Below are 26,648 nucleotides of genomic sequence, written 5' to 3' on the forward strand. Positions count from 1 at the left end.
TTTTTTTATTTCATAAGCAAGTTATGCTTTTTTCATAGATCGTCAATTCTAAGGCTTTAAAACACTGTTATTTTGGAAGAGAGACTTTTGTTTGAAATTGTTAGGACGCTGAAAATAAAAAAGTTATATTTAAAATGCCATGGCATGTTTATTTATGTTTTATACTGTTTATACATGTTTTATATAACGATTCACTACTTAGTGCGCTTGTTGGTGCAGTAGTAGGTCACTTCTAGATGCAGTACTTGGTGCATTTTGGTACATCTTCAATAATTTTCAAATACTATCAACTCGGATCAAATTTATTAGGAGCTCGACTAATTGATTTTTTCGCCTTTAGGATTGATTAATGTTCCTTGCTGTTTTAATAGTTCCATATCTGAACTGATTTTAGAATCCAAAACTTTGGCATAAAGCTGAGTGGTTTTAAGCGATGTATGTCCCAGCATTTTGCTCACGGTTTCCATTGGTACTCCACGAGATAAGGTGACGGTTGTGGCAAATGTATGTCGCGCTAAGTGCGTGGTTAAACTTTTGTTGATTCCACAAACATCTGCGATTTCTTTTAAATACGCATTTGACTTTTGATTGGTAAGTACGGGGAGTAATTTTCCCTGCTCCGTTCTACAGGAGTGCTCTTTGTATTTTTCTAAAATTTCGAATGCTGTTGGTAGTAGGGGAATGCTACTTAAAGTATTGGTCTTTTGCCGTTTTGTTTTTATCCATTGTTGACCATTAATTCCCAGAATGATATCATTTGGACTTAGCTTATTTACATCGGCGTATGCAAGACCGGTAAAGCAACAAAAGAGAAAAATATCGCGTACCTGTTCTAGACGTGTAATTGTAAATTCTTTGTGAGCGAGTTTATTCAATTCATCACTAGTTAGAAATTCCCGTTCCTTGGTTTTCCAGTTGGACTTCCAGTGAAAGAAAGGGTCTTTGTCAATATATTGATTAGCTAGCGCTATACGCATGATTTTTTTAAAGTTGACGATGTATTTTGTCGCTGTATTGTGTGCACAATTCTTTTCAGATTTTAAATAATGTTCGAAACCTGATATAAATTGGTAATCAATTTCTCTTAGCGGAATATCACCAGCTCTTTTCAGAAATAACAGATAATTTTCTAAATGCGTTCTAGCAGCCTTATAGCGTTGTAATGTGCCCTGGGAATATCCTTTGCCAACAAGGCTCTCAATGCGGTCATTGTGTTCTTGAAATAACTCAAGGAGGGATCGTTGCTCATCATCTTTGCCTTGATAAATATCTCTTATAATTTGCGCAGAAATTGGTTTGTCTTCGCGGATTAACCTGTCGTAGATCTCATAAATTTTAGTTCGTACATCGTCTAAGTGCCGGTTCACCATACGAGCTTCTGCACTGGTGCCTGTCATCTTTCCAAGTTTGGGATCCCACTTGTCTGTTGCCTTATGTTGGGTTGAAAACTCGCTGCGCTTGGAATCTACTGTGATTCTGGCATAAATAGTAGCTGCCTTTAATGATTTTTTAGCTGAAGTTTTTGGATAGAAAAGGATTGAAATAGAACTTGCCATCATTTTTGTCTTTTAAATGAGGGATTTAAAGTACAAAAGTCCTAATTAAAAAGTGTTAAAGAAATCGCGTAAGCTCTTTTATTTTAACACTTTAGGAGGCTTCGAGGTGAGTCTTTTTCGAGTTTAAAAAGACTCACCGAATCGCGCACCTTTTGGATGGAATTATTTGATATCAAACGACATTAAATAAAATAAAAAAGCCTGTAAATCATATGATTTACAGGCTTTTAGAGGAATTTGGAATAACTCCTAGCGGTCTGGACGGGACTCGAACCCGCGACCCCATGCGTGACAGGCATGTATTCTAACCAACTGAACTACCAGACCAATATTTTAAGAACTTTTCAAGATTAGAAGTGTTGACCATTTCCTTTCTTGCGGGTGCAAATATACACTCATTTTTTAAGTGTGCAAACAATTTTTTAAACTTTTTTTAAATCCTATAAAAACTGTCTGCGTTCTACTAAAAAAGTACTCAGAATAGGAGCGAAACCACGCTGTATATCTGCGCTTACATAATTAATTTTATACTGCGCACAGCGCAATTTCAAAGCGCTAAAGTATTTGTTTACAGATTGGTAATAGGCGTCTTTTAGATTTTCAGAAAAAACGTCTATACTTTTTCCGGTTTCTATATCTTCAAAACGCTTAGGTGTGCTGTCAAAATCAAAATTTAATTCCGTAGCACTATCATAAGTGTGAAACAGGACAACCTCATGTTTATTGTACTTTAAATGCTGTAACGCTTCAAAGGTTCTTTCCTGCTGAATCTCATTTTGAAACAAATCGCTAAATAAAAATACCAAAGATCTGCGCTTTAATTTTTCAGCTATAAAATGCAGATTTGCGTAGGTATCTGTTTTGTTATTTTTGTTCGGTTTGATTAAAATCTGGTTGAGCTGATCAAGTAACATATGGTGATGCCGCTCGCTTCCTTTTTCAGAAGCATAAAACTCAAAGTTTTCTGCATAGACACTCAAGCCCACTGCATCGCGTTGTTTTTTCATCAGCTGCATAATTGCAGCCGATGCCAAAACCGAAAATGCAATTTTATTGGGCTTGTTTAAAATGCTGCTTTTTAAAGCAGGATAGTGCATACTGCTGCTGTTATCTACAATAAGGTGACAACGTAGGTTTGTTTCTTCCTCATAGCGTTTGGTATACAGCTTATCGGTGCGGGCGTAGAGTCTCCAATCTATGTGTTTAGTGCTTTCGCCTGCATTATAAACCTTGTGCTCTGCAAACTCTGCAGAAAACCCGTGAAACGGACTCTTATGCATTCCGCTGATAAATCCTTCAACGATCTGACCTGCGAGGAGCTCCAGATTATTAAAACCGGTTATTGTATTAAGATGCGCTTGAAGATCCATATGTTTAGCAGGCAGTATGTAGTATCAGTTTTCAGTCTCAGTCAGCAGTGATTTTGTATTTCTAATTTTCGATTTCGTATTTCAAACCGTTCCCTTTGGTACATCGCTGCTTTGGTAGCGGTACTTAGTGATCGGTTTTCAGTTACAGTCTCTAAATCAAGAATACTAAATAACAAACAATAAATTCTGCCAACTACAAACTGAGACTGCGTACTGTTATTAAACGATCCCGTCAACTATACCATAAGCGACAGACTCATCTGCACCCATCCAATGATCACGGTTAAAATCTTTCATTACTTTATCATAATCCTGACCGCAATTTTCAGCAAGAATTTTTGCACTCAATTCTTTTGTTTTTAAGATTTCCTGAGCGGTAATTTCAATATCACTAGCTTGTCCGCGCGCACCACCGCTAGGTTGGTGAATCATCACACGCGCGTGTGGTTGAATGAAGCGACGTCCTTTTTCGCCTACAGAAAGTAAAATACTTCCCATACTAGCCGCAAGACCGGTACATATAGTAGAAACCGGGCTCTTTATTGACTTGATCGTGTCGTAAATAGAGAAGCCGGAAGTCACATAACCACCCGGGCTGTTGATGTAAAATTGAATTTCGTCATTGCTTAGCGCATCAAGATATAATAAGCGGTCCACAACGTGTTTCGCACTTTTATCATCTACTTGCCCCCATAAGAACACTTTGCGTTCTTCAAGTAATTTTGCATCTATGCTATCTTGAGGTTTTCCTTTTTTAGTTTCCATAATTTAATTTTAAATAGTTTTAATCGGTATTGAGCCTTCAGCATACTCCAACTGAAAAAGAGCACAAACCGAATAAAATTTCCTTTTTTATTGGCACCGCCAAAGGGTTTAATACCCCGAGGCTTGCCTCGAAATTGAAAATTTGTTTTTAAAGCATCCGCCATGAGCTAGCCCTTAGGAAGTTTACTTTAGGATGAGCCAAAATTTCACGTCTTGACTATCCCGTAAATTTCGGTACAATTTTTAAATCTCCCTAACAAGTATAAACAATAAACTTGTGAAATGCTTATAAAACAGTAAAGCCTTGTGAAGGGTTGTGCTCAACAGCATCCAATAAAAAAGGTCTGACGCTAAGCCAAACCTTTTTTATTTTTAAGAAACATAATATAAGACTATAATAATCCGTCTATCGCTTCTGTATATACATTTTTAGGAGCAACACCTACCTGGCGTCCTACAACTTCTCCGCCTTTAAACATTAAAACAGTAGGTATATTACGCACACCGTATTTTGCAGCAAACTCTTGATTAGCATCTACATCCAGTTTACCTATCACGGCTTTCCCTTCGTACTCTTTGCTGATCTCTTCAATTACGGGACCTACCATTCTACAAGGTCCGCACCAAGCAGCCCAAAAGTCTACTAAGACCGGTTTTTCTGATTGTAATACCGCTTCTTCAAAGTTTGCGTCTGTTATTTCTAGTGCCATTTTAATTCTGTTATTTAGGTTATTAATGCAAAATTAGTCAATTATTCTTCTAAAGCTTACAAGGAGCGAATTAGATTTGATTATGTTTTGATCAGTTTAATTGATTTTAAATATACAATCTGTCAAGTTTTGGTGTGTCCACAAGGTTCAGGCTTTCTGTTGCAAGTCCGCGCCCCTGATCCCGATTACCATCGGGGCGGGGCTGTGGGCTTTTCACGGCAATCCTTCACGCGGGTTATCAATTAATTTTTTACAGCCGTATACACGAGCGCGCCATATCCCGGGATATTGAATTTTCCTGTAAATGGACGACCATCCGTTTCTTGTTCTTCAAGTTTTAGATCGTTTACTTCAAGATCAGAAAAATCTGCGTCATAACCCTTCCAGTCAGCATTGATGCGCAATTTCCAATCATGGTTGTTATCCATGCCGATCCCATAATCTAAATATTCCTGATTTCTGAAATTCAGAATAATCAATGCCTCCTCCTCTTCACTGCCACCGCGTTTAAAAGCCAGAATTTTAGTTTCAGGATTAAAATGAATAACATCCAGATGTTGTCCATTGAGACCGTTAGCACCTCCGCTGGTACCGGTACGCAATTTAATCACATCACTCACCAGTTGTCTGATTCCGGAGAAGCGTTCTTCTTTATTCCAATCTAATTGCTCGGTATCTTGAAAGTACTCATCTTCTATAAATTCCTGCCCTTGAAAAAGCATGGGAATTCCCGGAGCGGTTAGCGTAAGTACAATTCCCAGTACCGCGCGTCTTTTTGCAAATTCACTTTCGGCATCTCCCGGCTGAATTTCTTCAGGCACACGGGCTTTACCATTAGCAACTTCGTCATGTGATTCGGTATATACTACTCGTTTGAATACATTTCCACTATAGGTATATTCCAGCGCATCTACAATTTTTTGAAGGTCCCGGCTGTCATCGTGAGTATCCTGAAGTACCTCACGTACCGGATGCACAAAGTGAGAATCCCATTGTGCACCGTAACCTACGCCACCATAGGCAATGCCGTTAGTGACGAACTCATCACCTTTTAAATCCTCAGCAATGGTGAGCACTTTGGGGTATTTAGTTTGTAATTCGAGATTGATCTCACGCATCATTTGATTGCCTTCATCTATAGCTTTGTCTTCTCCCAAACCACCACCTTCATAACGTATATATGAAGTAGCATCCAGACGCAAACCGTCACAATGGTATTTTTCTATCCACATCAAGGCGTTGTCGCGTAAATATTGACGCACTTCCTGTCTGCCGTAATCCGGTCGCGTATCTCCCCAAGGGGTTGTGCTGCGGTGATCGTTGTAGAAATAAATTCCGCCTTTGTCATTTTCACTCCAGCCGTCAAACCGCCAGAGATCTACATCAGAGGGGCCAAAATGATTGTACACCACATCCATGATGATCGCAATTCCTGCTTTGTGAGCTTCTTTAACCAGTTTGGCAAGACCTTCAGGCCCGCCGTAATCCTGCTCAATGGCAAAGGGATGTGCAGGATTATAGCCCCACGATATACCCCCGGCAAACTCAGCAACCGGTAAAAGTTCAATACAGTTAATGCCTAAATCTCTCAGGTAAGGTAATTTTTCAATCACATCTTCAAACGTACCCACCTGGTCTGCTTCTTTACGGTTAAACGTACCTACATGCAACTCATAAATAACCAGCTTGTTCCAGTCGTGCATCTCAAAAGCATCACCTTCCCAGTCAAAATCTAATGAGCGGATAATCGTATTCCCATTGCTGTTTGTCAATTCAAAAGCATAAGGATCATTGCGGAAAAATTTATGCGCTCCGTTATGAATGAGGTATTTGTATTCATGGCCTTCCTGCGCATCGCTGGTAACTCCGGACCAGTATCCGTTTTGTTCCGATTCTAGCGGAAAGTTGGTTTCGTTCCAGTCGTTAAAATCCCCGGTTACAAAAATTTTGTCAGCATTGGGAGCCCAGACTCTAAAGGTGGTAATACCGTCATTTATAACAGCACCCATCCCGGCTGATTTTTCTATTGTGGTTTGCATAGCGATTCTTGGTTTTTAAAGTGAAATTACCTCAAAACCGATATCTAATGCGCTTTTTATGAATTGCTTAACTGTGAAATAAAGTATAAAAATTAATTTGGAATTTCAGCGGGTTTAGAACGGTTTACAGAATAGTTGTCACACGACCCTGATTTAGCTCAGGGTCGAATATTGTGATTAAAAAACGGAATAGGAAGACCTTAAATCCTATTATGCTAATTTATTTTGGCTGTGGCACCTCGCCACTTAATTGAGTTTAAAGCTAAACCGTTGCGCTTTTAATTCATTCAACAACGCACTACTGATCTTGACCTTTTTCTTTCTGCTTGGCATCTGGAGTGCGATTTTTTGTTCAGATTCAAACACATAAAAATGCAGATTGTGATCTCCGCGGTGGTTGAATAAGGTTTCGCGAAGTTCTTCAATGCGATTGCTTTGCACTTCTTTTAGGTCCAGATTGATGGTGAGCTTTTTACTAAAGGTTTCCATCACGTCCTGCAGCTGCATAAAGTTGTTGAACTGTATCCGTGGGTCGCCTTTTTTGCCGGTCTCGCGATTCGTCCATCCTTCGCGTACAAACGCCCGCATATGAACAAAGGAGTTGGGAATTAAAAAATGCCTGAACTTGAGGTACTCTTCACCAAACATTCTAAACTCAAACGACTCTTCAAAATCTTCAACAGTAAATGCCGCCCAGCCTTTTCCATTTTTAGAAACCCGGTGCTGCACATCAGAAATCACCCCGCCAATGGTGAGTTCGCGGTTGAGGTGCTGATCCAAATTGTTGAAATCTTTGATTTTTCCGTTGCAGAAATTGTCCATTTCCAGTTTAAAATCATCCAGCGGGTGACCACTGATGTAAATACCTACCACTTCTTTTTCACGACGTAGTTTTTCCATCGTTCCCCATTCTTCACAAGGAGGAACTACAGGCTCCGGAATTTGTACTTCACTGGCTTCACCGAATAAACTCACCTGAGCAGAATTTTCATTTTCCTGAAACTTTGCTCCGTATTTTACGGCTTTTTCCAAGAAGGTAATGCCGTCGCCTTCATCTTTAAAATACTGTGCGCGATGTGAAGTAGGGAAGCTGTCAAAGCCACCGGCAAGCGCCAGACTTTCAAAAGCTTTTTTATTGGCTGCGCGCAGATCTATGCGTTTTGCCAGGTCAAAAACTGAGCGGTACGGAGCGTCTTTTCGGTTTTCTACAATGGTTTTTACGGCATTTGCACCAACACCTTTTACGGCTCCCATACCAAAACGTACAGCGCCTTGATCGTTTACGGTAAACTTTCTAAAGGATTCATTGACATCAGGACCCAATACTTCCAGCCCCATACGCTTACATTCTTCCATAAAAAATGTCACCTGCTTGATGTCGTTCATATTGTTAGAAAGCACAGCAGCCATGTATTCGGCAGGGTAGTGGGCCTTACAATATGCGGTTTGGTAGGCAATCCATGCGTAGCAGGTAGAGTGCGACTTGTTAAAGGCATAGGCCGCAAAAGCTTCCCAGTCTTTCCAGATCTTTTCGAGGATTTTTCGGTCGTGGCCGTTTTTTTCCCCACCGTCCAGGAACTGTGGTTTTAGTTTTTCCAGCAGGGCAAAGATCTTTTTACCCATCGCTTTTCGCAAGACATCGGCATCACCTTTACTGAAGCCTGCCAGACTCTGCGACAAGAGCATCACCTGCTCCTGATAAACCGTAATTCCGTAGGTTTCTTCCAGATACTCCTCCATCGCCGGAAGGTCATACTGAATTTCTTCATCCCCGTGTTTACGTGCGATAAAGCTCGGAATATACTCCATAGGTCCCGGGCGATAAAGGGCGTTCATCGCAATAAGGTCTTCAAAAACAGTTGGTTTTAACGCCTGCATGTGTTTTTGCATCCCCGGCGATTCATACTGAAAAATACCTACCGTATCTCCACGCTGGAACAACTCGTATGTTTTTTCATCATCTAACGGAAAACTATCCGGATCGAGATCAACACCGTGTTTATGCTTAACCAGTTTTACCGTGTCTTTAATCAGCGTCAGGGTCTTCAGACCCAGGAAGTCCATTTTTAAGAGTCCAGCTTCCTCAACCACCGAGTTGTCAAACTGGGTGACGTAGAGGTCTGAATCTTTTGCTGTGGAAACCGGAACGAAGTTGGTAATATCATCGGGTGTGATGATCACCCCACAGGCGTGAATCCCGGTATTACGCACCGAGCCCTCTAGCTGACGTGCACGACGTAGCGTTTGCCCCTCTAAATCATCGCCTTCCGCAAGATTGAGTAGTTCGTTAACCTTGACCAGATCATCAGAACGAAATTTCTTCTTGAGATCGGCTTCACTTTGCCCAAATATTTTAGCCAGCTTTGACATATTGGGGATCAGCTTGGCAATACGATCCGCATCTCCTAACGGAAGATCCAAAACCCTTGCTGTATCTCGAATGGATGATTTTGCGGCCATCGTACCGTAGGTGATAATCTGTGCTACCTGATTAGCCCCATATTTATTGATTACATAATCCATAACCCGGCTTCGGCCCTCGTCATCAAAATCGATATCAATATCGGGCATACTCACCCGATCCGGATTGAGGAAACGCTCAAAAAGCAGATCGTACTTAATCGGGTCTATATTCGTAATTCCCAAACAATACGCCACCGCACTACCGGCAGCAGAACCCCGGCCGGGACCTACCGATACATCCATATTTCGGGCTTCGCGGATGAAATCTTCCACAATGAGGAAATACCCGGGATATCCCGTGTTTTCAATAACGCTCAGCTCAAAGTTGAGGCGTTCTTCAATATCGGGTGTGATTTCCGGATAGCGTTTTTTAGCACCTTCAAAGGTGATGTGTTTCAGGTATTTGTTTTCCCCGCGTTTGCCACCATCCAGTTTATCTTCTTCAAACTGAAATTCTTCAGGAATGGTAAATGCCGGTAAGAGCACATCCCGGGCCAAAACAAACGCTTCAATTTTATCTACAACCTCGGTTACATTGCTTATTGCTTCCGGCAGGTCTGTAAACAGGGCTTTCATCTCATCTGCAGACTTGAAGTAGTATTCTTCGTTATCCAGGCCAAAGCGATAGCCGCGGCCGCGGCCCTTAGGGGTTGCTACTTTTTCACCGTCTTTTACACAGAGTAAAATATCGTGAGCCGTCGCATCTTCTTTATCAATGTAAAAGGTATTATTAGTCGCAACCAGTTTTACATCGTGTGTTTTAGAAAACTCGACCAGCGTTTGATTCACACGGTCTTCATCTTCCTGCCCGTGACGCATGATCTCGATGTACAGATCGTCTCCAAACGTTTCTTTCCACCACAATAAAGCTTCTTCGGCTTGTTTTTCACCCACATTGAGCACCTTACTGGGTACTTCCCCATACAGGTTACCGGTAAGAACGATGAGGTCTTCTTTATAGCGCTCTACAATTTTACGATCTATACGCGGCACATAATAAAAACCGTCTGTGTAGGCGAGCGATGCCATTTTTGCCAGATTGTGATAGCCTTTTTTGTTTTTGGCAATGAATACAATCTGATAGCCGTTATCTTTTTGGCTTTTGTTGGTGTGATCCTGGCAGACGTTGAGCTCTATTCCTACGATGGGTTTTATAACCGTTTCTGTGGGCTCTTCACCGGCTTCTTCAAGAGCTGTATTTTTAGCAAGAGCTGCTTTGTTATGTGCGGTTAAAGCTTTTACAAAGTGAAAAGCAGCCATCATATTCCCCATGTCACTAATGCCAACTGCGGGCATTTTGTGCTTCTTTGCGGCATTAACAATATCGTGTACACTTGAAGTAGACTGAAGGATGGAGAACTGAGAATGGTTGTGCAAATGAACAAAATCTACTTTCGCGAGTTGCTCTTTATTCTCTTTGATTTCTTCTTTAGAAATATCTGCCTGATCTGCTTTTTGCAGGGTTTTGCGTATTTCTTCAGAAGCAGCTTTAAGGTTGATGTGTTTGAGCCCTATGAATTCAATAGGCTGCGGATTGGCTTCCTGAAAATCTTCAAAATAGCCTGCAGGTACATCTAGTTCTTCCTGCGTAAAAATGCGGCGACGCACCAATTCAAAAAAGCAACGCGTAGTTGCTTCCACATCGGCAGTTGCATTGTGGGCTTCTCCAAAGGGTTTTCCGAATAAATACTGATGCAACTCAGTAAGAGTAGGCAGTTTGAATTTACCTCCACGTCCCCCGGGAATCTGACATAGTTGCGCAGTCCTCTCAGTACAGGTATCTAATACCGGAAGTTCCTGAAGCTGGTTTGTGACATCAAGGCGGTGAAATTCTGCACCCATGATGTTCACGTCAAAACCTACGTTTTGTCCCACGACAAATTTGGTTTTATCCAAAGCCGCTTTAAATTTTCCTAAAACCTCTCCCAGAGGCAGACCGTCCCGCTGGGCAAGCTCTGTAGAAATACCGTGAATACGCTCAGCATCAAACGGAATGTCAAATCCGTCAGGGCGAATTAGATAATCCTGATGTTCAATACAGTTCCCCATATCGTCATGCAGCTGCCAGGCAATTTGTATCGCTCTGGGCCAGTTGTCAGAATCGGTGATGGGAGCGTTCCAGTTCTTGGGTAAGCCGGTAGTTTCAGTATCAAATATCAGGTACATTGCTGGTTCTCTTTAGGTTGCTTTTTTCAGGGCAGGAGATGGGGAAAAGTTTAAAATTAAAGAAAAAGACAGGCTTTAAAAAGTTAAGTTTTGGAGAGTTATTAACGGTATGTACACCCATAAAAAAAGCAGTCCTAAAAGTAAAATTAGGACTGCTTTTTGACACCCAATGGTGTCGGCTAATTCAAATAGAATGGTTCTATGCCATTATTTCAAATGCTTTAACTTCCTCTAAAGCACTTTTAATAGTATCGCGTTGAACCTTTAGAATAGACTCTGTTGTTGGTGGTATATTAGGCTCTTTAAGAATATTGTTATATTCTTCGAGTGCATTTTTTTCACCACGAATCGTTTCTTCTAAAATTGATTCTTCATTATCGTTAGATAGTGTCGATTTTACATTCATCCAAAGTCTGTGGGCATCTCCAGCAAGGCTTGTGCCTTTGTCTGGGGTTTCACCATATACTTTGATCTCATTTTTAATCTGATGTCCAAAGTCGTAACGTTCTTTGGCTCTGCGATTAAAATACTCTTTGAGGGTATTATCCTTTACGTTTTCAGAAGCGAGTTTGTAACCGGCTTCAGCATCGTAATTTTTAGTTAATAATTCATTTAGCTTGTTCGAAATTTTTTCACTGTACTTCATCTTCTATCTTCTTTTTTTAATTATCGAAACAATTTTTGGCTAGTAAGACGGATGTTTCGTTAACGTCCATAAATAATATATAAGTTAAAGTGTCTGAAAACAAATCATTTAAGACTGTTTAACGTTGCTCGTGTCACTTTAACAGTATCTCTTAAATTTTAAGCTAGTACTTCTAGTCCTTTAGCGTCTTCTAAAGCATTTTTAAGACTGTTTTGCTGTTTACTAATTATAGCTTTTGTTGAGGTCGGTAATGTGCTGTTGTTTAAAATCTCCTCATACTCTTCTAAAGCAGCATGCTCGCCTCTTATGGTCTCTTCTAAAACCGCCTCATCTTTATCTGAAGAAATCGCTGTTTTTAAATCCATCCATAAACGGTGCGCGTCTCCGGCAAGGCTCGTTCCCTTTTCAGGATCCTGGCCAAAGGTTTTTAGTTCTGCTTTTAATTCGTGACCAAAATCATAACGATCCTGCGCCCGACTTAATAAGTAATTTTTGAGAGAAGCGTTTGCTACTTTTTCTGCAGCATTTTTATACCCTGCTTCAGCATCGTAATTCTTTTCTAATAAATCGTTGAGCTTTTTGCCCATTTCTTCTGAATAACTCATAGTTGTATTTTTTTTTTTTTTTTTTTGTGTCTCAATTACTAATGAAACTACTACCAAGTTATCACAGATAAGTTTTCAGTACATGTAATTAACAAGGTTTAACCTCTTTTAGGTCAAATTAACAGCCTGATTAAGAGTTTTTCTGTTAAAAAAATAACGCTCCTTCCGTTAGGAAGGAGCGTTTACTAAAAATATTTCTCACTCGGTAAATACTTTAAAAGTATGTTGAAATTATTTATTCGGTTTTAAAAGCAGCGTCTATACGAGCAATTAAATCTGAATAGTGATACCGAGTTAATGTGTCTGAAGAATTGTTCTTACGTGCCTTGATATCTCGGAGCAAGCGGCTCAATTCACCACGCATAAGGGGTAAGACATCAGAGATCAAAACCTCTTGATTTTCTCCTGCTTCCAGATTCTTGAGATAGTTTGTTGCTATATCAACATAGGTACGTTGCAAGTTTCTACGGTATGCATCAGTTTTTTGACCACGGTATAATTCACTAAAAATACCGGTTCTTAAATCGTTCATCAATGCAACTGGAGAATAAGCCCCAGCGCCATTAGTTTGAACATTTTCAATCATTCTGCTGATGCGAGAGTCGTCTAACAGGCTATTGAGAGCATAGCTCTGAATGCTTTTAACCTGATCAATAGCTCCGCTAGCTTCAATTCGGTTTAAAATCTCTGTGTCTAAAAGCCATTCTGGAGTATTGAACGCGTTCTGGTTTAAAAAGTCAACCGCTTCCTTCTGAATTTCTTTAGGGACCGGTTCATAAACAGTACCGTCTTGATCAGCAGTTTTAAGGGTTTCGTAAACTCCACCAACATTTGTGATTACATGATTCACATAACCTCTCCATAAATAATTGAGTTCGCGATAAACCTCCTGTAAATCGTCATAGCCGTAACCGTCTTTTGTGGTCCAGTCAATCAAATTAGGGATAACCTTTTTAAGGTTAGCCAAGCCGTATGTGCTTGCTTTAATATTGTCATCACCTAAGCTTTCAGTTTGAGAATGCGGGTCTATTCCTCTAGAGCTTCCAAACTCATACCAGGGATTTCCGGCTTTTTCTAAAATCCATTTATCTAGAGTTTTCTTTTCAGCTTCTGGGTTGTTAGCTTCTGGTAAGTAGCGATAACCCCAGTTTACAGCATACATATCATAAGGTCCCATCATACGAATGTAGCGAACGCCTTTATCTTCGGGTTGCGCCACATAATTAACACGAGCATAATCCATAATAGAAGGAGTGAGGCCGTATTTTTGCGTAAAAGAAGCCACGCGTAGCGAGTCTGTAGGATAGGCAGAACTAGCCTTCATATTGTGTGGTAATCCTATCGCGTGTCCCACTTCGTGAGCAATAACCATACGCATCATTTCGCCTATTTCTTCTTCAGGAGTCTCTAGTGTGCGGGCAGCAGGATTTTGAGCTCCGGCCTCAATCATAAACCGGTTTCGATACGAACGCAGGTGATTGTGATACCAAATCACATCAGACTCAAGAATTTCACCCGTTCGCGGATCAGATACTGAAGGTCCAATAGCATTACGGGTGGTGCTGGCAACATATCTAATCACAGAATAACGTACATCTTCGGGGCTGAATTCAGGGTCTTCTTCTTGAGTTGGTGGATCTTTAGCGATAATAGCATTCTTAAAACCGGCGCCTTCAAAAGCTTTATTCCAGTCTTCGATACCTTTTTTGAAGTAAGGCCGCCACTTTAAAGGAGTTGCGGGATCTAGGTAATAAACGATTGGTTTAACAGGTTCTACCAGCTCACCGCGTTTATACGCTTCCATATCTTTAGGCTCTAATCTCCAACGGCGGAGTATTCTGTAATCATCAGATTTTAAAGCTTCAGAATCATAATCGTATTTTTTGATGGTAAACCAGCCCACCCGAGCGTCTGCAATACGAGGTTGCATTTTATCTTCGGGCAGTAAAATCATCGATTGATTCATAAGAAAGGTAAGTGTTTCAGCCTGATCTCTTTCTGGTGGTTCTTCGGCATCGTAAGTCATTATATGCTTGATCTCTACATTTTGTGGATAGGCATGTGCAGATTCGATATATGTTCTGCTTCCGTCAAGACGTTTGATTTTATATTCTTTTCTTAAGCGGGGAGAAACAGCATTTATGGCTCCAATATCCTGAGTGAATAAATCAGTAGCATCTATTACAGCTGCTGTAGAATCTTTGCTGAAAGTCTTGATTTCTGCACTGAAAAGGATAGGGTAGAAGTTGTTAGCTTCTACCGATTTATGAATGGGACTTTCTTCGTCACTTTTATTTTCAAAACTGATTACTTTTACATCAATTTTATTACCGCGTCTTATCCAGCGAACTACTTGCTCATTAACTTTTGACCCTGCATTCACATAGCCTCCGCCATAGCCGGCAGGAACTTTAGCAATTCGACTTACTAACAGCATATCTTTTCCTAGAAGAGAATCGGGGATTTCAAGATATAATTTATCGTCTATACGGTGTGTTGTAAAAAGACCTGGATCGCTTTCTGCATCATCAGTTATGATCTCATTGTAAGATTTAAACTTTGATTTTTTAGCCTCGCTTTTTTCAGAATTTTTAGAAGATAAGGTGTTTTTTTGAGTTTTGCAGCCATATAGGGTAAGTGAGACTGCTAGGATTAGGGAAAATCGTTTTAGCATTTTAAAAAGTTTTAAGGGAGAATTTACTCATTAAAAATAAAAAAGGACCTCTTTAAGAAGTCCTTTTTGTGATATAATAGGATTGTAGTTTGGCTTATTTCGTTTTGTAATATCCTTCTAAACAGAAAGTATAAGATTGTGCAACTTCTCTAAACTTGCGGCTAAACTCTTTATCAAAGTCTTTTTTAATAGTAGTGTCTAATGAGCTTGAAGTAAATTGATACGATTGAATCAATTTGGTTTTAAATAATTGTAATTGATCATGAGATAATTTTGCGCGCAAATTACAAGAATAGTTCTTATTCTTTTCAGGTAATTTAGGACTGGCTTCGAGGGTGAAAGTTAGCTTATCGTCATTCTTAAAAGTGATTTCTAACGTATCACCAATTTTAAACTTAGTAAGCTCTTGGCGAGTTCCAAGTATAAGATAATTAATATCATCTATAGTGTGAAAACCTAAATGTAATTGATGCTTAGGGTCAAGATCTAGCTTGTTAGACTTGGATGTTCGTGTACGGTTAAAATACAAACCTTTGTGGCTACCGTTAATTTGTTCGATAGTAATGATGGAATGACCACCAAAAACAAACTGTTTGTTTTCGCCAGCTTTAACCTCTCTAATTAAATAATTAGGGGAGAAAAGTAGATTGCGTTCTAAGTCTTTATCTAGGTTATTGGAGTTTTTAAAAAATTTGGATAAAATCATATATTGAATTCAGGGCGCAGGGCAATTACTACAAAATTAAATTTCAAAAACCGCACTGAGTGTTAAAAACATCAATGAAGGTCTTTATATAATACAAATAATATGCCCTTATAGTCAAGATGAACATAAAATTTATATTTATTTGTAGGGGGTGTGTTTTTAAAACAAAGCTAATTTTAAATTAACACGTTAAAAACATATACAAAGATACGGAAGTAAAATGAGGAAATCATTTTAAAACAGGTAATATATTGTCAATTTCACTAAAAAACCCTTATAAACACTACGCTTATAAGGGTTTTAGTACTCGGGACGGGACTTGAACCCGTACGAACTAATGTTCATTGGATTTTAAGTCCAACGTGTCTACCAATTCCACCACCCGAGCTTGGGCTTTCAATAAAAAACCCCATTGTATAATGGAGCAATTCTTAGAGCGAAAGACGGGATTTGAACCCGCGACCCTCACCTTGGCAAGGTGATGCTCTACCCCTGAGCTACTTTCGCAATTTGCATTAGAACGTCTTGTCTAATGCGGATGCAAATTTACAAGATTTCTTTAATCTGCAAAGCAATTTCTTTAAAAAAATAAAAACAATTAAGAAACCTGATTTTTCTTACTGCGTACAAGCATTCTTTTGATCTCGTTGAGTTTCATTAATGCTTCTACTGGAGTGAGGGTATCTATGTCAGTATGAAGGATTTCGTCTTTAATTTCTTCCAGTAAAGGGTCGTCAAGATTAAAAAAGCTCAGTTGCATTTCATCATCCTGAGCTGCTTTTAAAGAATCTTTATGTTCTTCTTTTCTGTTGGATTTTTCTAATTGAGCGAGCATTTTATTAGCTCTGTGCAGAACTTGCTGGGGCATTCCGGCCATTTTAGCCACGTGTATCCCAAAACTGTGGGCGCTACCTCCCGGAATTAATTTCCGAAGAAATAAAACATTGTCTTTTAATTCTTTTACTGAAACGTTGAAGTTCTTAATTCGATTGAATGTTTCTCCCATATCATTCAATTCGTGATAATGGGTAGCAAAGAGGGTTTTAGGACGTGAGGGATGTTCATGCAAGTATTCGCTAATAGCCCATGCAATCGAAATCCCATCGTAAGTACTGGTCCCGCGGCCAATTTCATCAAGAAGGACTAAGCTTCTGTTTGAAATATTGTTTAATATGCTTGCAGTTTCATTCATCTCTACCATAAAAGTAGATTCGCCCATAGAGATATTGTCGCTTGCTCCGACGCGGGTAAAAATTCGATCAACGAGGCCAATGCGTGCAGCTTTAGCAGGGACAAAGCTACCCATCTGTGCAAGTAATACAATAAGAGCGGTTTGTCTTAATATCGCCGATTTACCAGACATGTTAGGTCCGGTGATCATGATCATTTGTTGGGTGTCACGATCTAAGAACGTATCGTTTGCAATATAAGGCTCACTGATAGGTAGCTGCTTTTCGATTACCGGATGGCGGCCTTCTGTTATTTCAAGCTCGTAGGATTCGTCAAGCTCAGGTCTACTGTAATTATTTTCGTTAGCGAGACCTGCATAGCTGCGCAAACAATCTAATTGAGCAATAATATTAGCATTGATTTGAACCGGCTCAATAAACTGCGTGATCCAGCTTACTAATTGATTAAACAATTGCTGTTCAATAGCGAGAATACGCTCTTCTGCACCTAGAATTTTAGCCTCATATTCTTTTAATTCTTCTGTTATATAGCGTTCAGCATTCACCAGTGTTTGTTTCCTGATCCATTCTGGAGGGACTTTATCCTTATGCGTATTGCGTACTTCTATGTAATACCCAAAAACATTATTTGAGGCTATTTTAAGCGAAGTGATTCCGGTACGCTCTGTTTCTCTTTCAAGCATTTTGTCTAAATAAGCTTTCCCGGAAGTAGCTAGGTTTCTGAGTTCGTCTAACTCTTCGTGAAAATCAGGAGCGATGGTGCTTCCTTTTAAGATATTTACTGGAGCATCTTCATTAAGGGTCTCTTTGATCTTAGATCGTAAATGCTCCAGATTATTCAGCTTCTCAGAAAGAATTTGCAAAGCCTGATTGTCTGCTTGCTCGCCTAAAATTTTGATAGGTACCATAGCTTCTAATGAATTTTTTAGAAGAATGATTTCACGTGGAGAAACCTTGCCGGTAGCCACTTTAGAGATGAGACGCTCTACATCACCTATTTTTTTAATATCTGCAGAAAGCCGGTTGTAAAATTCAGGATTATTGAGAATATATTCTACGATCTCGTGTCGCTCTGCGATAGTGTCAAGTGTCTTCAGTGGCAATGCGAGCCATCGTTTAAGTAGCCTGCCGCCCATTGGTGATATGGTTTTGTCAATCACGTCCAATAGGGTTATGGCTTTGGTTGAAGTGCCTTGATACAACTCCAGGTTGCGTATCGTAAAACGATCCATCCAGACATAAGCGTCTTCGGCAATACGAGCTATTCTTGAAATGTGTTGTAATTTATGATGCTGGGTTTCGCTTAGGTAATGCAGTGCGGCTCCGGCAGCAATAATGCCTTCCTCTAAATGCTCAATACCGAAACCTTTTAGAGATTTTGTATTGAAATGTTTGTTGAGGCTTTCGTGAGCAAAATCGGTTTTAAAAACCCAATCTTCCTGATAAAAAATATGAAAGTCCGTCCCGAAAGTTTCTTTAAAATCAGCTTTATTCTTTTTGCTGATGAGCAATTCACTTGGACTGAAATTTTGCAGTAATTTGTCAATATAAGCCGCATCTCCCTGAGTTGTTAAGAATTCTCCCGTAGAAACATCTAGAAAAGAAAGGCCAATGAGCCGGTTTCCAAAATGAATCGCACCTAAAAAATTATTGCTTTTAGATTGAAGTACTTCGTCATTTAGAGCTACACCTGGCGTAACCAATTCTGTCACGCCGCGTTTTACAATATTCTTAGTTTGTTTAGGGTCTTCTAACTGATCGCAAATCGCTACACGACAACCTGCTTTAACCAGTTTTGGTAAGTAGGTGTTTAATGAATGATGTGGAAAGCCAGCTAGTTCTGTACGTTCACTACCGTTGTTTCTGTTTGTTAAGATTATACCTAAAATTCCGGCAGCCTTGACAGCATCTTCACCGAAAGTCTCATAAAAGTCTCCCACTCTAAATAACAACAGCGCATCTGGGTATTTGTTTTTAATACCATTATACTGCTTCATTAAAGGTGTTATGCTTTTCTTTTTCAGTTTTTTTGCCATAATTCTTAGAGGGATGCGAGATTAAATTGGTGTCGAAACTACTGGGGATAAATTTAAAAAATCTATGCTGTAATTATCGAAATGTGTTGAGGAGTTATTTATATTTTTCAACAATAATTAAGGATTAGAAGCGACTTTTTGTTCGTTATATAGCCTGCTGAATGTGTATTTTTGCGGTATGAATAGAAAGTTGAAAAATAGCGAACTTGACCGCAAAACAGTTGAAGAATTCAAGGAGGCAAAAAAGACTCCTATAATAGTTGTTTTAGATAATATTAGAAGTCTTAATAATATAGGCTCGGTATTTAGAACGGCAGATGCGTTTCTCATAGAAGCTGTTTATTTATGCGGGATCTGTGCGCAGCCTCCTCATAAAGATATTACTAAAACAGCATTAGGAGCTACCGAAACAGTCACGTGGCGCTATTTTGAATCTACTTTAGAAGCTGTTGAAGACCTCAAACAAAAAGGTTTTAAAATTGCTGCAATTGAGCAGGCAGAAGATGCAATTATGCTGAATGACTTTGAAATAGAAACTGATCAAAAATTAGCTATTATTTTTGGTAATGAAGTAAAGGGGGTGAAGCAGCACGTAATAGATGTATCAGATTGTGTACTTGAGATACCGCAGATTGGCTCAAAACACTCGTTCAATATAGCGGTGAGTGCGGGTATCGTAATGTGGGATTGTTATTTAAAAATTGTTAAAAATAATCAACAGAAGTCTCAATGAGGGTGTATGATTATTATGAATCATAAATTTGTATTAAAGTTTTCGTAATTTCTGAGGTAATAGCAATTAAATTATGAAGTTTTACGTTGTACAAGTATAAAATAACAAAACCCAACACCATGAAACTAAATAATTTTGACTACGCTTCTTACGAGCGCGGTTCTAAAGACGGGCGTAAGTTTGGCCTGGCGATAGGAATCGTGATAGGCCTCGCGATAATGATTGTAATGTTAAGCCTTTTATATTTTAAGTAATAATCTGCTTTAGCAAATTCGAATAATCAACTCTATTATCAACAAAGTCCATTTCAGAAATGTCAAGTATTTTGATATTTTCTTGTCTTCTGTTTTTTATCATATTTAAATATCCCTGGTTGATATCTACTAGATAATTTTCAGATATGTCTTTCTCGTATGCTCTGCCGCGTTTCTTTATATTTTCTAAAAGACGCTCTGTGTTTTGATACAAATAAATATAAAGATCCGGCTTTGCAATTTCTTTATACATAATACTGTGCAGCTTTTTATACAAACTGTACTCGTCTTCACTTAAGGTTACTTTCGCAAAAATCAATGACTTTTGACTGTCATAATCTGCAATCATAAAATCTTTAAACAAATCATATTGACCAATATCATCTAATAATTGTTGATATCGATCGGCTAAAAAAGACATTTCAAGTGGAAACGCATAGCGGGATTGATCTTCGTAGAATTTTGGTAAAAATGGATTGTCTTTAAAACGTTCCAGAATGAGTTTAGCATTAAAGTCCTCACTAATCATGGTGGCTAGGGTAGTTTTACCAGCACCTATGTTTCCTTCAATAGCGATATAATTGTAGCGGCTCAAATTCAATTCTTGCTGTGGGTTTTTTAACCAGCGTTGAATTTTCTCGGGAATACCTTCATCCAGACTTTCGGCTAGAAGAGTCGAAATGGTTTTTTTAAGAATAGGATGCTCTACTGCCGAAGCAATATCATGTAATGGGTGTAATACAAAATTACGATCTTGTAAATGAGGGTGCGGAACTGTGAGATTTAACTCATTAATAACTTCGGCGTCAAAGAATAAAATATCTATATCAATAGGACGATCGCTATACCCTTTTTTATTAGAACGTGCTCTTCCTAGTTTTTTTTCAATAGATAAACAAGTAGCAAGTAGCTTTTGACAATCTAAGTGCGTATTTACAGAAACAGCACAATTGAGAAAATCTGCTCCGTCAAAACCCCAGGATTTTGTCTTGTACACCGGAGAGATCTGTTTTATAGCTCCAACTTCTTCAAAAATTGCATCAATCGCATTTTGCAGGTTTTCAAAAGGGTCACCTTGATTACTCCCTAAGGATAAGAGTATGTTTTTTAGTAGTTTAATGAGTGTATTTTGTTAAATATTTTAAGAGCAATTTAAGTAAAAGCCCTTTACATTCTTCTAATTTTGACAAGAAGAAAACAATAAGCATTCTAGTTTGACGCAAGCCACAATGAGCCAGAGAGATGCGCTGGCAGCGTATCGAATTTACTTTATTTTAGGAGCGCTTTTTATATGCTCTTTGGTTGTTTCTAACCTCATTTTCCAAAAATTCTTTTATTGGGATTTCTTCGGGTTGTATCGTTTTGAGATTTCAGTTGGGATTTTACCGTATCCCGTCACCTTTTTGATCACCGACTTAATCAGTGAGATTTATGGTAAAAAGAAGGCAAATCAGATTGTGACTGCCGGTATTTTTGCCAGTATTTTCTCATTATTAATCGTTTATACTTCGGCAGCTGTTCCAGCTACAGACTGGTCACCGGTTGATGATGTATTGTTTGATAAAGTGTTTGGAGCTACAGTCGTAGCTGTTTTAGCTTCGATGATGGCTTATTTATTTGCGCAATATATAGACATACAGCTTTTTCATTTTTGGAAAAAAATAACAAAAGGTAAGCACCTCTGGATTCGGAATAATTTCTCGACATTTTTCAGCCAATTTGTAGATACCGCAACCGTGCTTTTGTTGCTGTGTTTTTTTAATAAAATAGAGTGGAGTCTATTTGGAACCCTGCTTTTAAGCGGCTTTTTATTTAAAGTTTTAATTGCGGTTTGTGATACTCCGTTTCTCTATCTGGGTGTTTATTTGTTTAGAAAGCGCTTCAAACTTGCTCCGGGAGAAGAAATAGGAGCAGAACTTAATGCCTTCCAAAAGGAAGAGAAACTATAAAATACATTATGAAGAGGATATTTAAAATTTTTGGAATTGTACTTCTGGTACTTGTTATAGGGCTTATCGCTGCTCCGTTTTTATTTAAGGGGCATTTAGAAGATTTGCTGAAACGTTCTATTAATGAAAACCTAAATGCTACTGTTGCCTGGGAAAATTTTGACCTTACGCTGTTTAGCAGTTTCCCAGATGCAAGTGTTAAGGTCAAAAATTTTAGCGTGATCAATAATGCACCCTTTGCTGGAGATACGCTTGCCAGTGGGAGCGAATTACAGCTCGATATGGGGGTTATGCAACTCTTTAAAACCTCTTCTGGTAAACCCATCGCAGTTGATGCGATTAGTCTGGATGAGGCGTTTATAAATATAAAAGTAGACAGTCTGGGAAATGCCAATTATGATATTGCAAAAAAAACACCTGCAGCCAGTACTGCTACAGATACACTTGCCGATAATTCTGGAGGATTTCAGTTTGATGTGCAGCATTATGAGATATCTAATTCACGCATTAATTATTTAGATGAAAGCACACAGACCTTTATGCGCTTATCTGAAGTAAATCATGAAGGTGACGGTGACTTTTCTGCTGATATTTCAAATCTAAATACTACCACAGAAGCATTGGCCTCATTTGATTTTGACGGAGTCAATTATTTAAATAAAAATAAAATTTCGTTAGATGCGGTAATTGAGATGAATCTTGATGATCAGCGTTATACATTCAAAGAAAATGAAGCATTGATCAATCAATTGCCACTGGTGTTCTCAGGGTTTGTTCAGGTGAATGAAAGTAATAACGAACTGGATTTATCTTTTAAGACACCATCTAGTGATTTTAAAAACTTCTTAGGAGTGATCCCTGAAGTTTATGCTAAAAATCTTGATGGCGTAACAACTACGGGGGATTTTAGCGTAAACGGGAGAATAAATGGAGTAGTAGATGAAGAGCATATCCCGCTGATGAATATTGAAATATTGTCTAATAATGCCTCTTTTAAATATCCTGATTTGCCAAAATCGGTTCAGGATATTATAATAGATGCTAGTATTGTGAATGAAACCGGAAATCTGGATGATACCTATTTACGTTTAGGTAATCTGAATTTTAGAATTGATCAGGATGTTTTTAACGCAAAAGGTAGAATAGATCGTTTGACTACAAATCCGGTGGTTGACATGGCCTTAAAAGGAAAGCTCAATTTAGCAAATCTGGAACAAGCTTATCCGTTGGAGTTGGATCAGGATCTTAATGGAATGCTTACGGTGGATATGACTGCTAATTTTGATATGAATAGTGTAGAAAAAGAGCAGTATCAAAATATAAAAAGCTCAGGTACGGCGAGCCTGAAAGATTTTAAATATGTTTCTCCTGAACTTCCCAATCCGTTGACGATGACGCAAACGAATGTTACGTTTAATCCCGGAACTATTACATTGAATAATCTAGATGCACAAACAGGTAAAACAGATATTTCAGCAAGAGGAAGTATTGAGAATCTGATTCCTTTTGTGCTTTCTAAAGAAGATTTAAAAGGAAGATTTACTGTAACTTCAAAAGTGATTGATCTGGCAGATTTTAGCGTTGTTGAGACTACAACTCAAAAAAATACGTCAACCACTGAAAAAACAGTTGCGCAACCAACTGGAGAAACAGCTATTAAAATACCTTCTTTCTTAGATGCTGCGATAGATTTTACAGCCGGAAAAGTTATTTATGATAACATCACACTTACTAATGTGAGTGGGAACCTGAGTGTAAAAGATGAGACTGCTAGTCTTAATAATATTAAGTCTAATATTTTTGGAGGGGCAATAGGGCTTAACGGAAATGTGAGTACTAAGACGACTACGCCTACCTTTAAAATGGATCTGGATTTAAAAAGTGTTGACATCAGCCAGTCTTTTGAAGGACTTGAGATGCTTCAGCAGTTTGCGCCAATCGCCAGAGCTTTACAAGGTGCTTTAAATACAACTATTCAATTGAATGGTAATCTTTCTGATGATCTAACGCCTGTACTATCCTCTTTGGCGGGTAGCGCTTTGGCACAATTATTAACCGTTGAGGTAGATCCTGAAAAAATGAAGTTGCTCAGTGCACTAGATGCTAAACTCGACTTTATTAATCTGGATAAGTTAGACTTCAGTAATTTAAAGACACAATTGAGCTTTGATCAGGGTTTAGTGACTGTAAAGCCATTTGACTTTAATGTTAAAGGGATCAACGTAGGAGTGAGCGGTACGCACAGCTTAGAAAATACGATGAATTATACACTTAATCTTAAAATGCCTGGTTCGTATTTGGGCTCAAAACTGGGTAGCACATTAGCGGGATTAAGCAATACAGATTTAGAAAAGTACACGGTTGATTTACCGGTAACGCTTACCGGTAATTTTACAAGTCCGCAGGTTTCTTTAAATACAAAGCAAGCTGTAAATAGTTTAACACAACAGATAGTAGCCACCCAGAAAGATAAGCTCAAACAACAAGGAGAAGATAAGATTAAAGATGTTTTAGATGGAATTCTTGGGGGTAATAAAACAGCAGATACTTCAGCTGTAAAAACAACAAAAGATACAACTTCGACTTCAACTCAAAGCAACACGGCAAAAGCAGTTAAAGATGTTTTAGGAGGTCTGTTTGGAAAGAAAAAAACAGCAACTGATACTACTAAAACTAACAACTAGTTGATTTTAGAATTGTGATAAATGAAAAAGAGCGCTAATTGGCGCTCTTTTTATTTGCTATAAAATTTTATTTAAATATTAGAAACTAATCACGATAAACTCAGATCTTCTGTTTAATTGGTGTTGCTCTTCTGTGCAATCAGAACCATTCCCACAGTCATTTATAAGCTCAGTTTCTCCAAAACCTTTACCTGAAATTCGACTAGGTTCTATGCCTCTGCTTACGATCCAATCTGCAGTTGAGCGTGCTCTTTTATCAGAAAGGCTTAAGTTGTAAGCATCATTACCGCGACTGTCTGTATGTGATCTAATCTCAACGACTAAAGTTGGATTAGATTCCATTACAGCTAAAACTTTAGTGAGCTCTTCTTCTGCATCAGGTCTGATATTGAAGCGGTCAAAATCAAAGTAAATAGGTTTCAGATCAAGAAGCTTTGCAAGGTCATCACCTTCATTAATTCTTGTAATTCTTGGTTCTAAATAAAGATCAACAACCATAGAATCTCCATCTGTCGGGGCAGTAACGAGTTCTTCTGCAGAATAATACTCAGGCTCATCTGCACGTATTAAAATCTCTTCGCCACAAATAGGGTTCAAGGTATATTCACCCTTTTCATTAACTTCAGTTTTTTGCAATAAATTCCCTTCAATGTCAAGGATGCTTACTGTTGCTGTAGGTATAGGTAACTTTGTTTCCTTATCTCTAACGGTACCCGTTATTAATGACTCGCAAACAGGGATTTCTTTGGGTGTTCTTGTGAATCTGAAAATATCATCACTTCCCATCCCAAAATAACGATTAGTTGAAAAATAACCTGTATTTGTATATTCATCAACGATAAAGGCAAAATCATCCTGTGGACTGTTAATAGGTTCCCCAAGATTGATTACATAGGCTACATCTCCATTCTTTTTAGTGGCAACAACATAAATGTCAAGACCACCTAGACCAGGTCTACCATCAGATGAAAAATACAGGTTTCCCTTTTTACTTACATAAGGAAAGTTTTCTCGACCTTCGGTATTTATTATTGGCCCTAAATTTTTAGGAGTGCTATACTCATTATCACCTAATATGTCAACAACCCAAATATCTGAAAATCCAGTTGTACCCGGCATATCTGATGAAAAATACAGCTGTTTATTGTCAACACTTAAAGCAGGGTGCGAGACAGAATAGTCATCATCATTAAAAGGTAATTCAATAGGGGTACTCCAGGAATCTCCTTTCTTTGTAGATTTAAATATTTTAAGCCGTACTGTTCCGTTTTTATCTGTGCGTTTTACTCCTTGGCTAAAGTTATTACGCGTAAAGTACATAGTATTTCCATCTGCAGTAAAACTAGGTGAGGATTCGTGGTATTTTGAATTAATGCTGCCTCCAAATTTCTCTACTTTCCCTAACTCTCCGGTTTCGATATCTATAGGGGCTTGATAGAAATCTAAAAAAGGTTCATTGTTCCAGGTATGAATATATTTTTTTGTAGTCCCTGTATCTCTTGCTGAGGAGAATATGATTCGATCTTTATAGAACATGGGGCCAAAGTCTGATAATCGAGAGTTGGTTCTTCTCAGATTTTCTACTTCATACTCACTATCTGAATAGCTGATTTCTTCAAGATAATCTGGCTCTTCTGCAAAAAGCTCTGCTCTAGAATCCCCTCCTTTAAGCTTTCTAAATTCAGACATGATCTTATCTGACTTTTCATATTCTTTAATTCCTTTTAAAGACTGAGCGTATCTAAAAAGATATTCTGGAGTTAGCGTTTCAGGGTATTTTTCAACAAGTTTTTCAAACCATTGAGCGCTATCTTCATATTTTCCATTGAAATAATAAGAATCTCCCAGTTTTTGAAAAAGCTCTGCTGATTCATATCCACCTTTTGCAAGACGTAAATAGATTTTTTGAGCATCTATAAATGCATAGCTTTCAAATTTTTTGTCTGCTTTACTAAGTTCTTTTTCTTGAGCAAATGAGAAAGTAATGCATACTATAAATAATACTTTAAATAAAAGTATGCTTTTATTGACCTGCTGCATAAGTTAAAATATGTGTTTGAAATTAGGATTTAGGGGAGAGCAAATATAAATAAATAAAAACC

17 protein-coding genes and 3 tRNA genes are annotated in these 26,648 nt (G+C 38.5%); 4 read left to right on the plus strand and 16 right to left on the minus strand.

Annotation, left to right across the window (positions count from 1 at the left end; translation table 11 throughout):
• Positions 1-317: 317 nt before the first annotated feature.
• From DSM03_RS05330 to mutS, 14 genes are all read right to left on the minus strand, one after another.
• Positions 318-1,556 carry a site-specific integrase gene (locus tag DSM03_RS05330; protein ID WP_128760114.1) on the minus strand — a complete coding sequence of 413 codons (1,239 nt, stop codon included), beginning with the start codon at positions 1,554-1,556 and terminating at the stop codon, positions 318-320.
• A 253-nt stretch (positions 1,557-1,809) separates the two neighbouring features.
• Positions 1,810-1,883: transfer RNA gene (locus DSM03_RS05335), tRNA-Asp, on the minus strand.
• A gap of 113 nt (positions 1,884-1,996) precedes the next feature.
• Entirely contained in the window at positions 1,997-2,926 is a 930-nt protein-coding gene (locus DSM03_RS05340) for a DUF58 domain-containing protein (protein WP_128759955.1), read from the minus strand.
• A gap of 219 nt (positions 2,927-3,145) precedes the next feature.
• Positions 3,146-3,691, minus strand: coding sequence for a ClpP family protease (locus DSM03_RS05345; protein WP_128759956.1), 546 nt, complete (start codon positions 3,689-3,691; stop codon positions 3,146-3,148).
• A 392-nt stretch (positions 3,692-4,083) separates the two neighbouring features.
• Complete coding sequence (gene trxA / locus DSM03_RS05350) at positions 4,084-4,401, minus strand: thioredoxin (RefSeq protein ID WP_073098480.1); 318 nt, start codon at positions 4,399-4,401, stop codon at positions 4,084-4,086.
• 242 nt (positions 4,402-4,643) lie between these two features.
• A complete protein-coding gene (locus DSM03_RS05355) occupies positions 4,644-6,440 on the minus strand; it encodes an alpha-amylase family glycosyl hydrolase (protein WP_128759957.1) in 1,797 nt (598 codons plus the stop codon).
• Between the two features lie 246 nt (positions 6,441-6,686).
• Complete coding sequence (gene dnaE, locus DSM03_RS05360) at positions 6,687-11,069, minus strand: DNA polymerase III subunit alpha (protein ID WP_128759958.1); 4,383 nt, start codon at positions 11,067-11,069, stop codon at positions 6,687-6,689.
• A gap of 199 nt (positions 11,070-11,268) precedes the next feature.
• Entirely contained in the window at positions 11,269-11,715 is a 447-nt protein-coding gene (locus tag DSM03_RS05365; protein ID WP_128759959.1) for a ferritin-like domain-containing protein, read from the minus strand.
• A 158-nt stretch (positions 11,716-11,873) separates the two neighbouring features.
• Positions 11,874-12,320, minus strand: a complete 447-nt coding sequence (locus DSM03_RS05370; RefSeq protein ID WP_128759960.1) for a ferritin-like domain-containing protein — start codon at positions 12,318-12,320, stop codon at positions 11,874-11,876.
• Between the two features lie 235 nt (positions 12,321-12,555).
• Entirely contained in the window at positions 12,556-14,994 is a 2,439-nt protein-coding gene (locus DSM03_RS05375) for a zinc-dependent metalloprotease (RefSeq protein ID WP_128759961.1), read from the minus strand.
• Between the two features lie 94 nt (positions 14,995-15,088).
• Positions 15,089-15,700, minus strand: coding sequence for a hypothetical protein (locus DSM03_RS05380; RefSeq protein WP_128759962.1), 612 nt, complete (start codon positions 15,698-15,700; stop codon positions 15,089-15,091).
• Between the two features lie 304 nt (positions 15,701-16,004).
• Positions 16,005-16,088 (minus strand) — tRNA-Leu (locus DSM03_RS05385).
• Positions 16,089-16,135: 47 nt separating this feature from the next.
• Positions 16,136-16,207, minus strand: a tRNA-Gly gene (locus tag DSM03_RS05390).
• A 91-nt stretch (positions 16,208-16,298) separates the two neighbouring features.
• Complete coding sequence (gene mutS / locus DSM03_RS05395) at positions 16,299-18,926, minus strand: DNA mismatch repair protein MutS (protein WP_128759963.1); 2,628 nt, start codon at positions 18,924-18,926, stop codon at positions 16,299-16,301.
• Positions 18,927-19,104: 178 nt separating this feature from the next.
• On the opposite strand from mutS, the gene DSM03_RS05400 reads away from it, so the two are divergent.
• Both DSM03_RS05400 and DSM03_RS19195 read left to right on the plus strand, forming a co-directional pair.
• Positions 19,105-19,659, plus strand: coding sequence for an RNA methyltransferase (locus DSM03_RS05400; RefSeq protein ID WP_128759964.1), 555 nt, complete (start codon positions 19,105-19,107; stop codon positions 19,657-19,659).
• A 119-nt stretch (positions 19,660-19,778) separates the two neighbouring features.
• Positions 19,779-19,913 carry a hypothetical protein gene (locus tag DSM03_RS19195; protein ID WP_262707723.1) on the plus strand — a complete coding sequence of 45 codons (135 nt, stop codon included), beginning with the start codon at positions 19,779-19,781 and terminating at the stop codon, positions 19,911-19,913.
• Here DSM03_RS19195 and folK read toward each other — a convergent pair.
• Positions 19,906-21,033 carry a 2-amino-4-hydroxy-6-hydroxymethyldihydropteridine diphosphokinase gene (gene folK / locus DSM03_RS05405; RefSeq protein ID WP_128759965.1) on the minus strand — a complete coding sequence of 376 codons (1,128 nt, stop codon included), beginning with the start codon at positions 21,031-21,033 and terminating at the stop codon, positions 19,906-19,908. The two genes, DSM03_RS19195 and folK, sit on opposite strands and share 8 nt — an antisense overlap.
• A 109-nt stretch (positions 21,034-21,142) precedes the next feature.
• Here folK and DSM03_RS05410 point away from each other — a divergent pair, with 109 nt between their 5' ends.
• A complete protein-coding gene (locus DSM03_RS05410; RefSeq protein ID WP_128760115.1) occupies positions 21,143-21,862 on the plus strand; it encodes a queuosine precursor transporter in 720 nt (239 codons plus the stop codon).
• An 8-nt stretch (positions 21,863-21,870) separates the two neighbouring features.
• Entirely contained in the window at positions 21,871-24,546 is a 2,676-nt protein-coding gene (locus DSM03_RS05415) for an AsmA-like C-terminal region-containing protein (RefSeq protein WP_128759966.1), read from the plus strand.
• A 78-nt stretch (positions 24,547-24,624) separates the two neighbouring features.
• On the opposite strand, the gene DSM03_RS05420 is transcribed toward DSM03_RS05415, so the two are convergent.
• The gene (locus DSM03_RS05420) at positions 24,625-26,586 is read right to left on the minus strand and encodes an OmpA family protein (RefSeq protein WP_128759967.1); all 1,962 of its coding nucleotides are present in this window, start codon (positions 26,584-26,586) and stop codon (positions 24,625-24,627) included.
• Between the last annotated feature and the right edge of the window lie 62 nt (positions 26,587-26,648).

Origin of the sequence: Leeuwenhoekiella aestuarii, from assembly GCF_004104055.1 — a bacterium.
GTDB lineage: Bacteria > Bacteroidota > Bacteroidia > Flavobacteriales > Flavobacteriaceae > Leeuwenhoekiella > Leeuwenhoekiella aestuarii.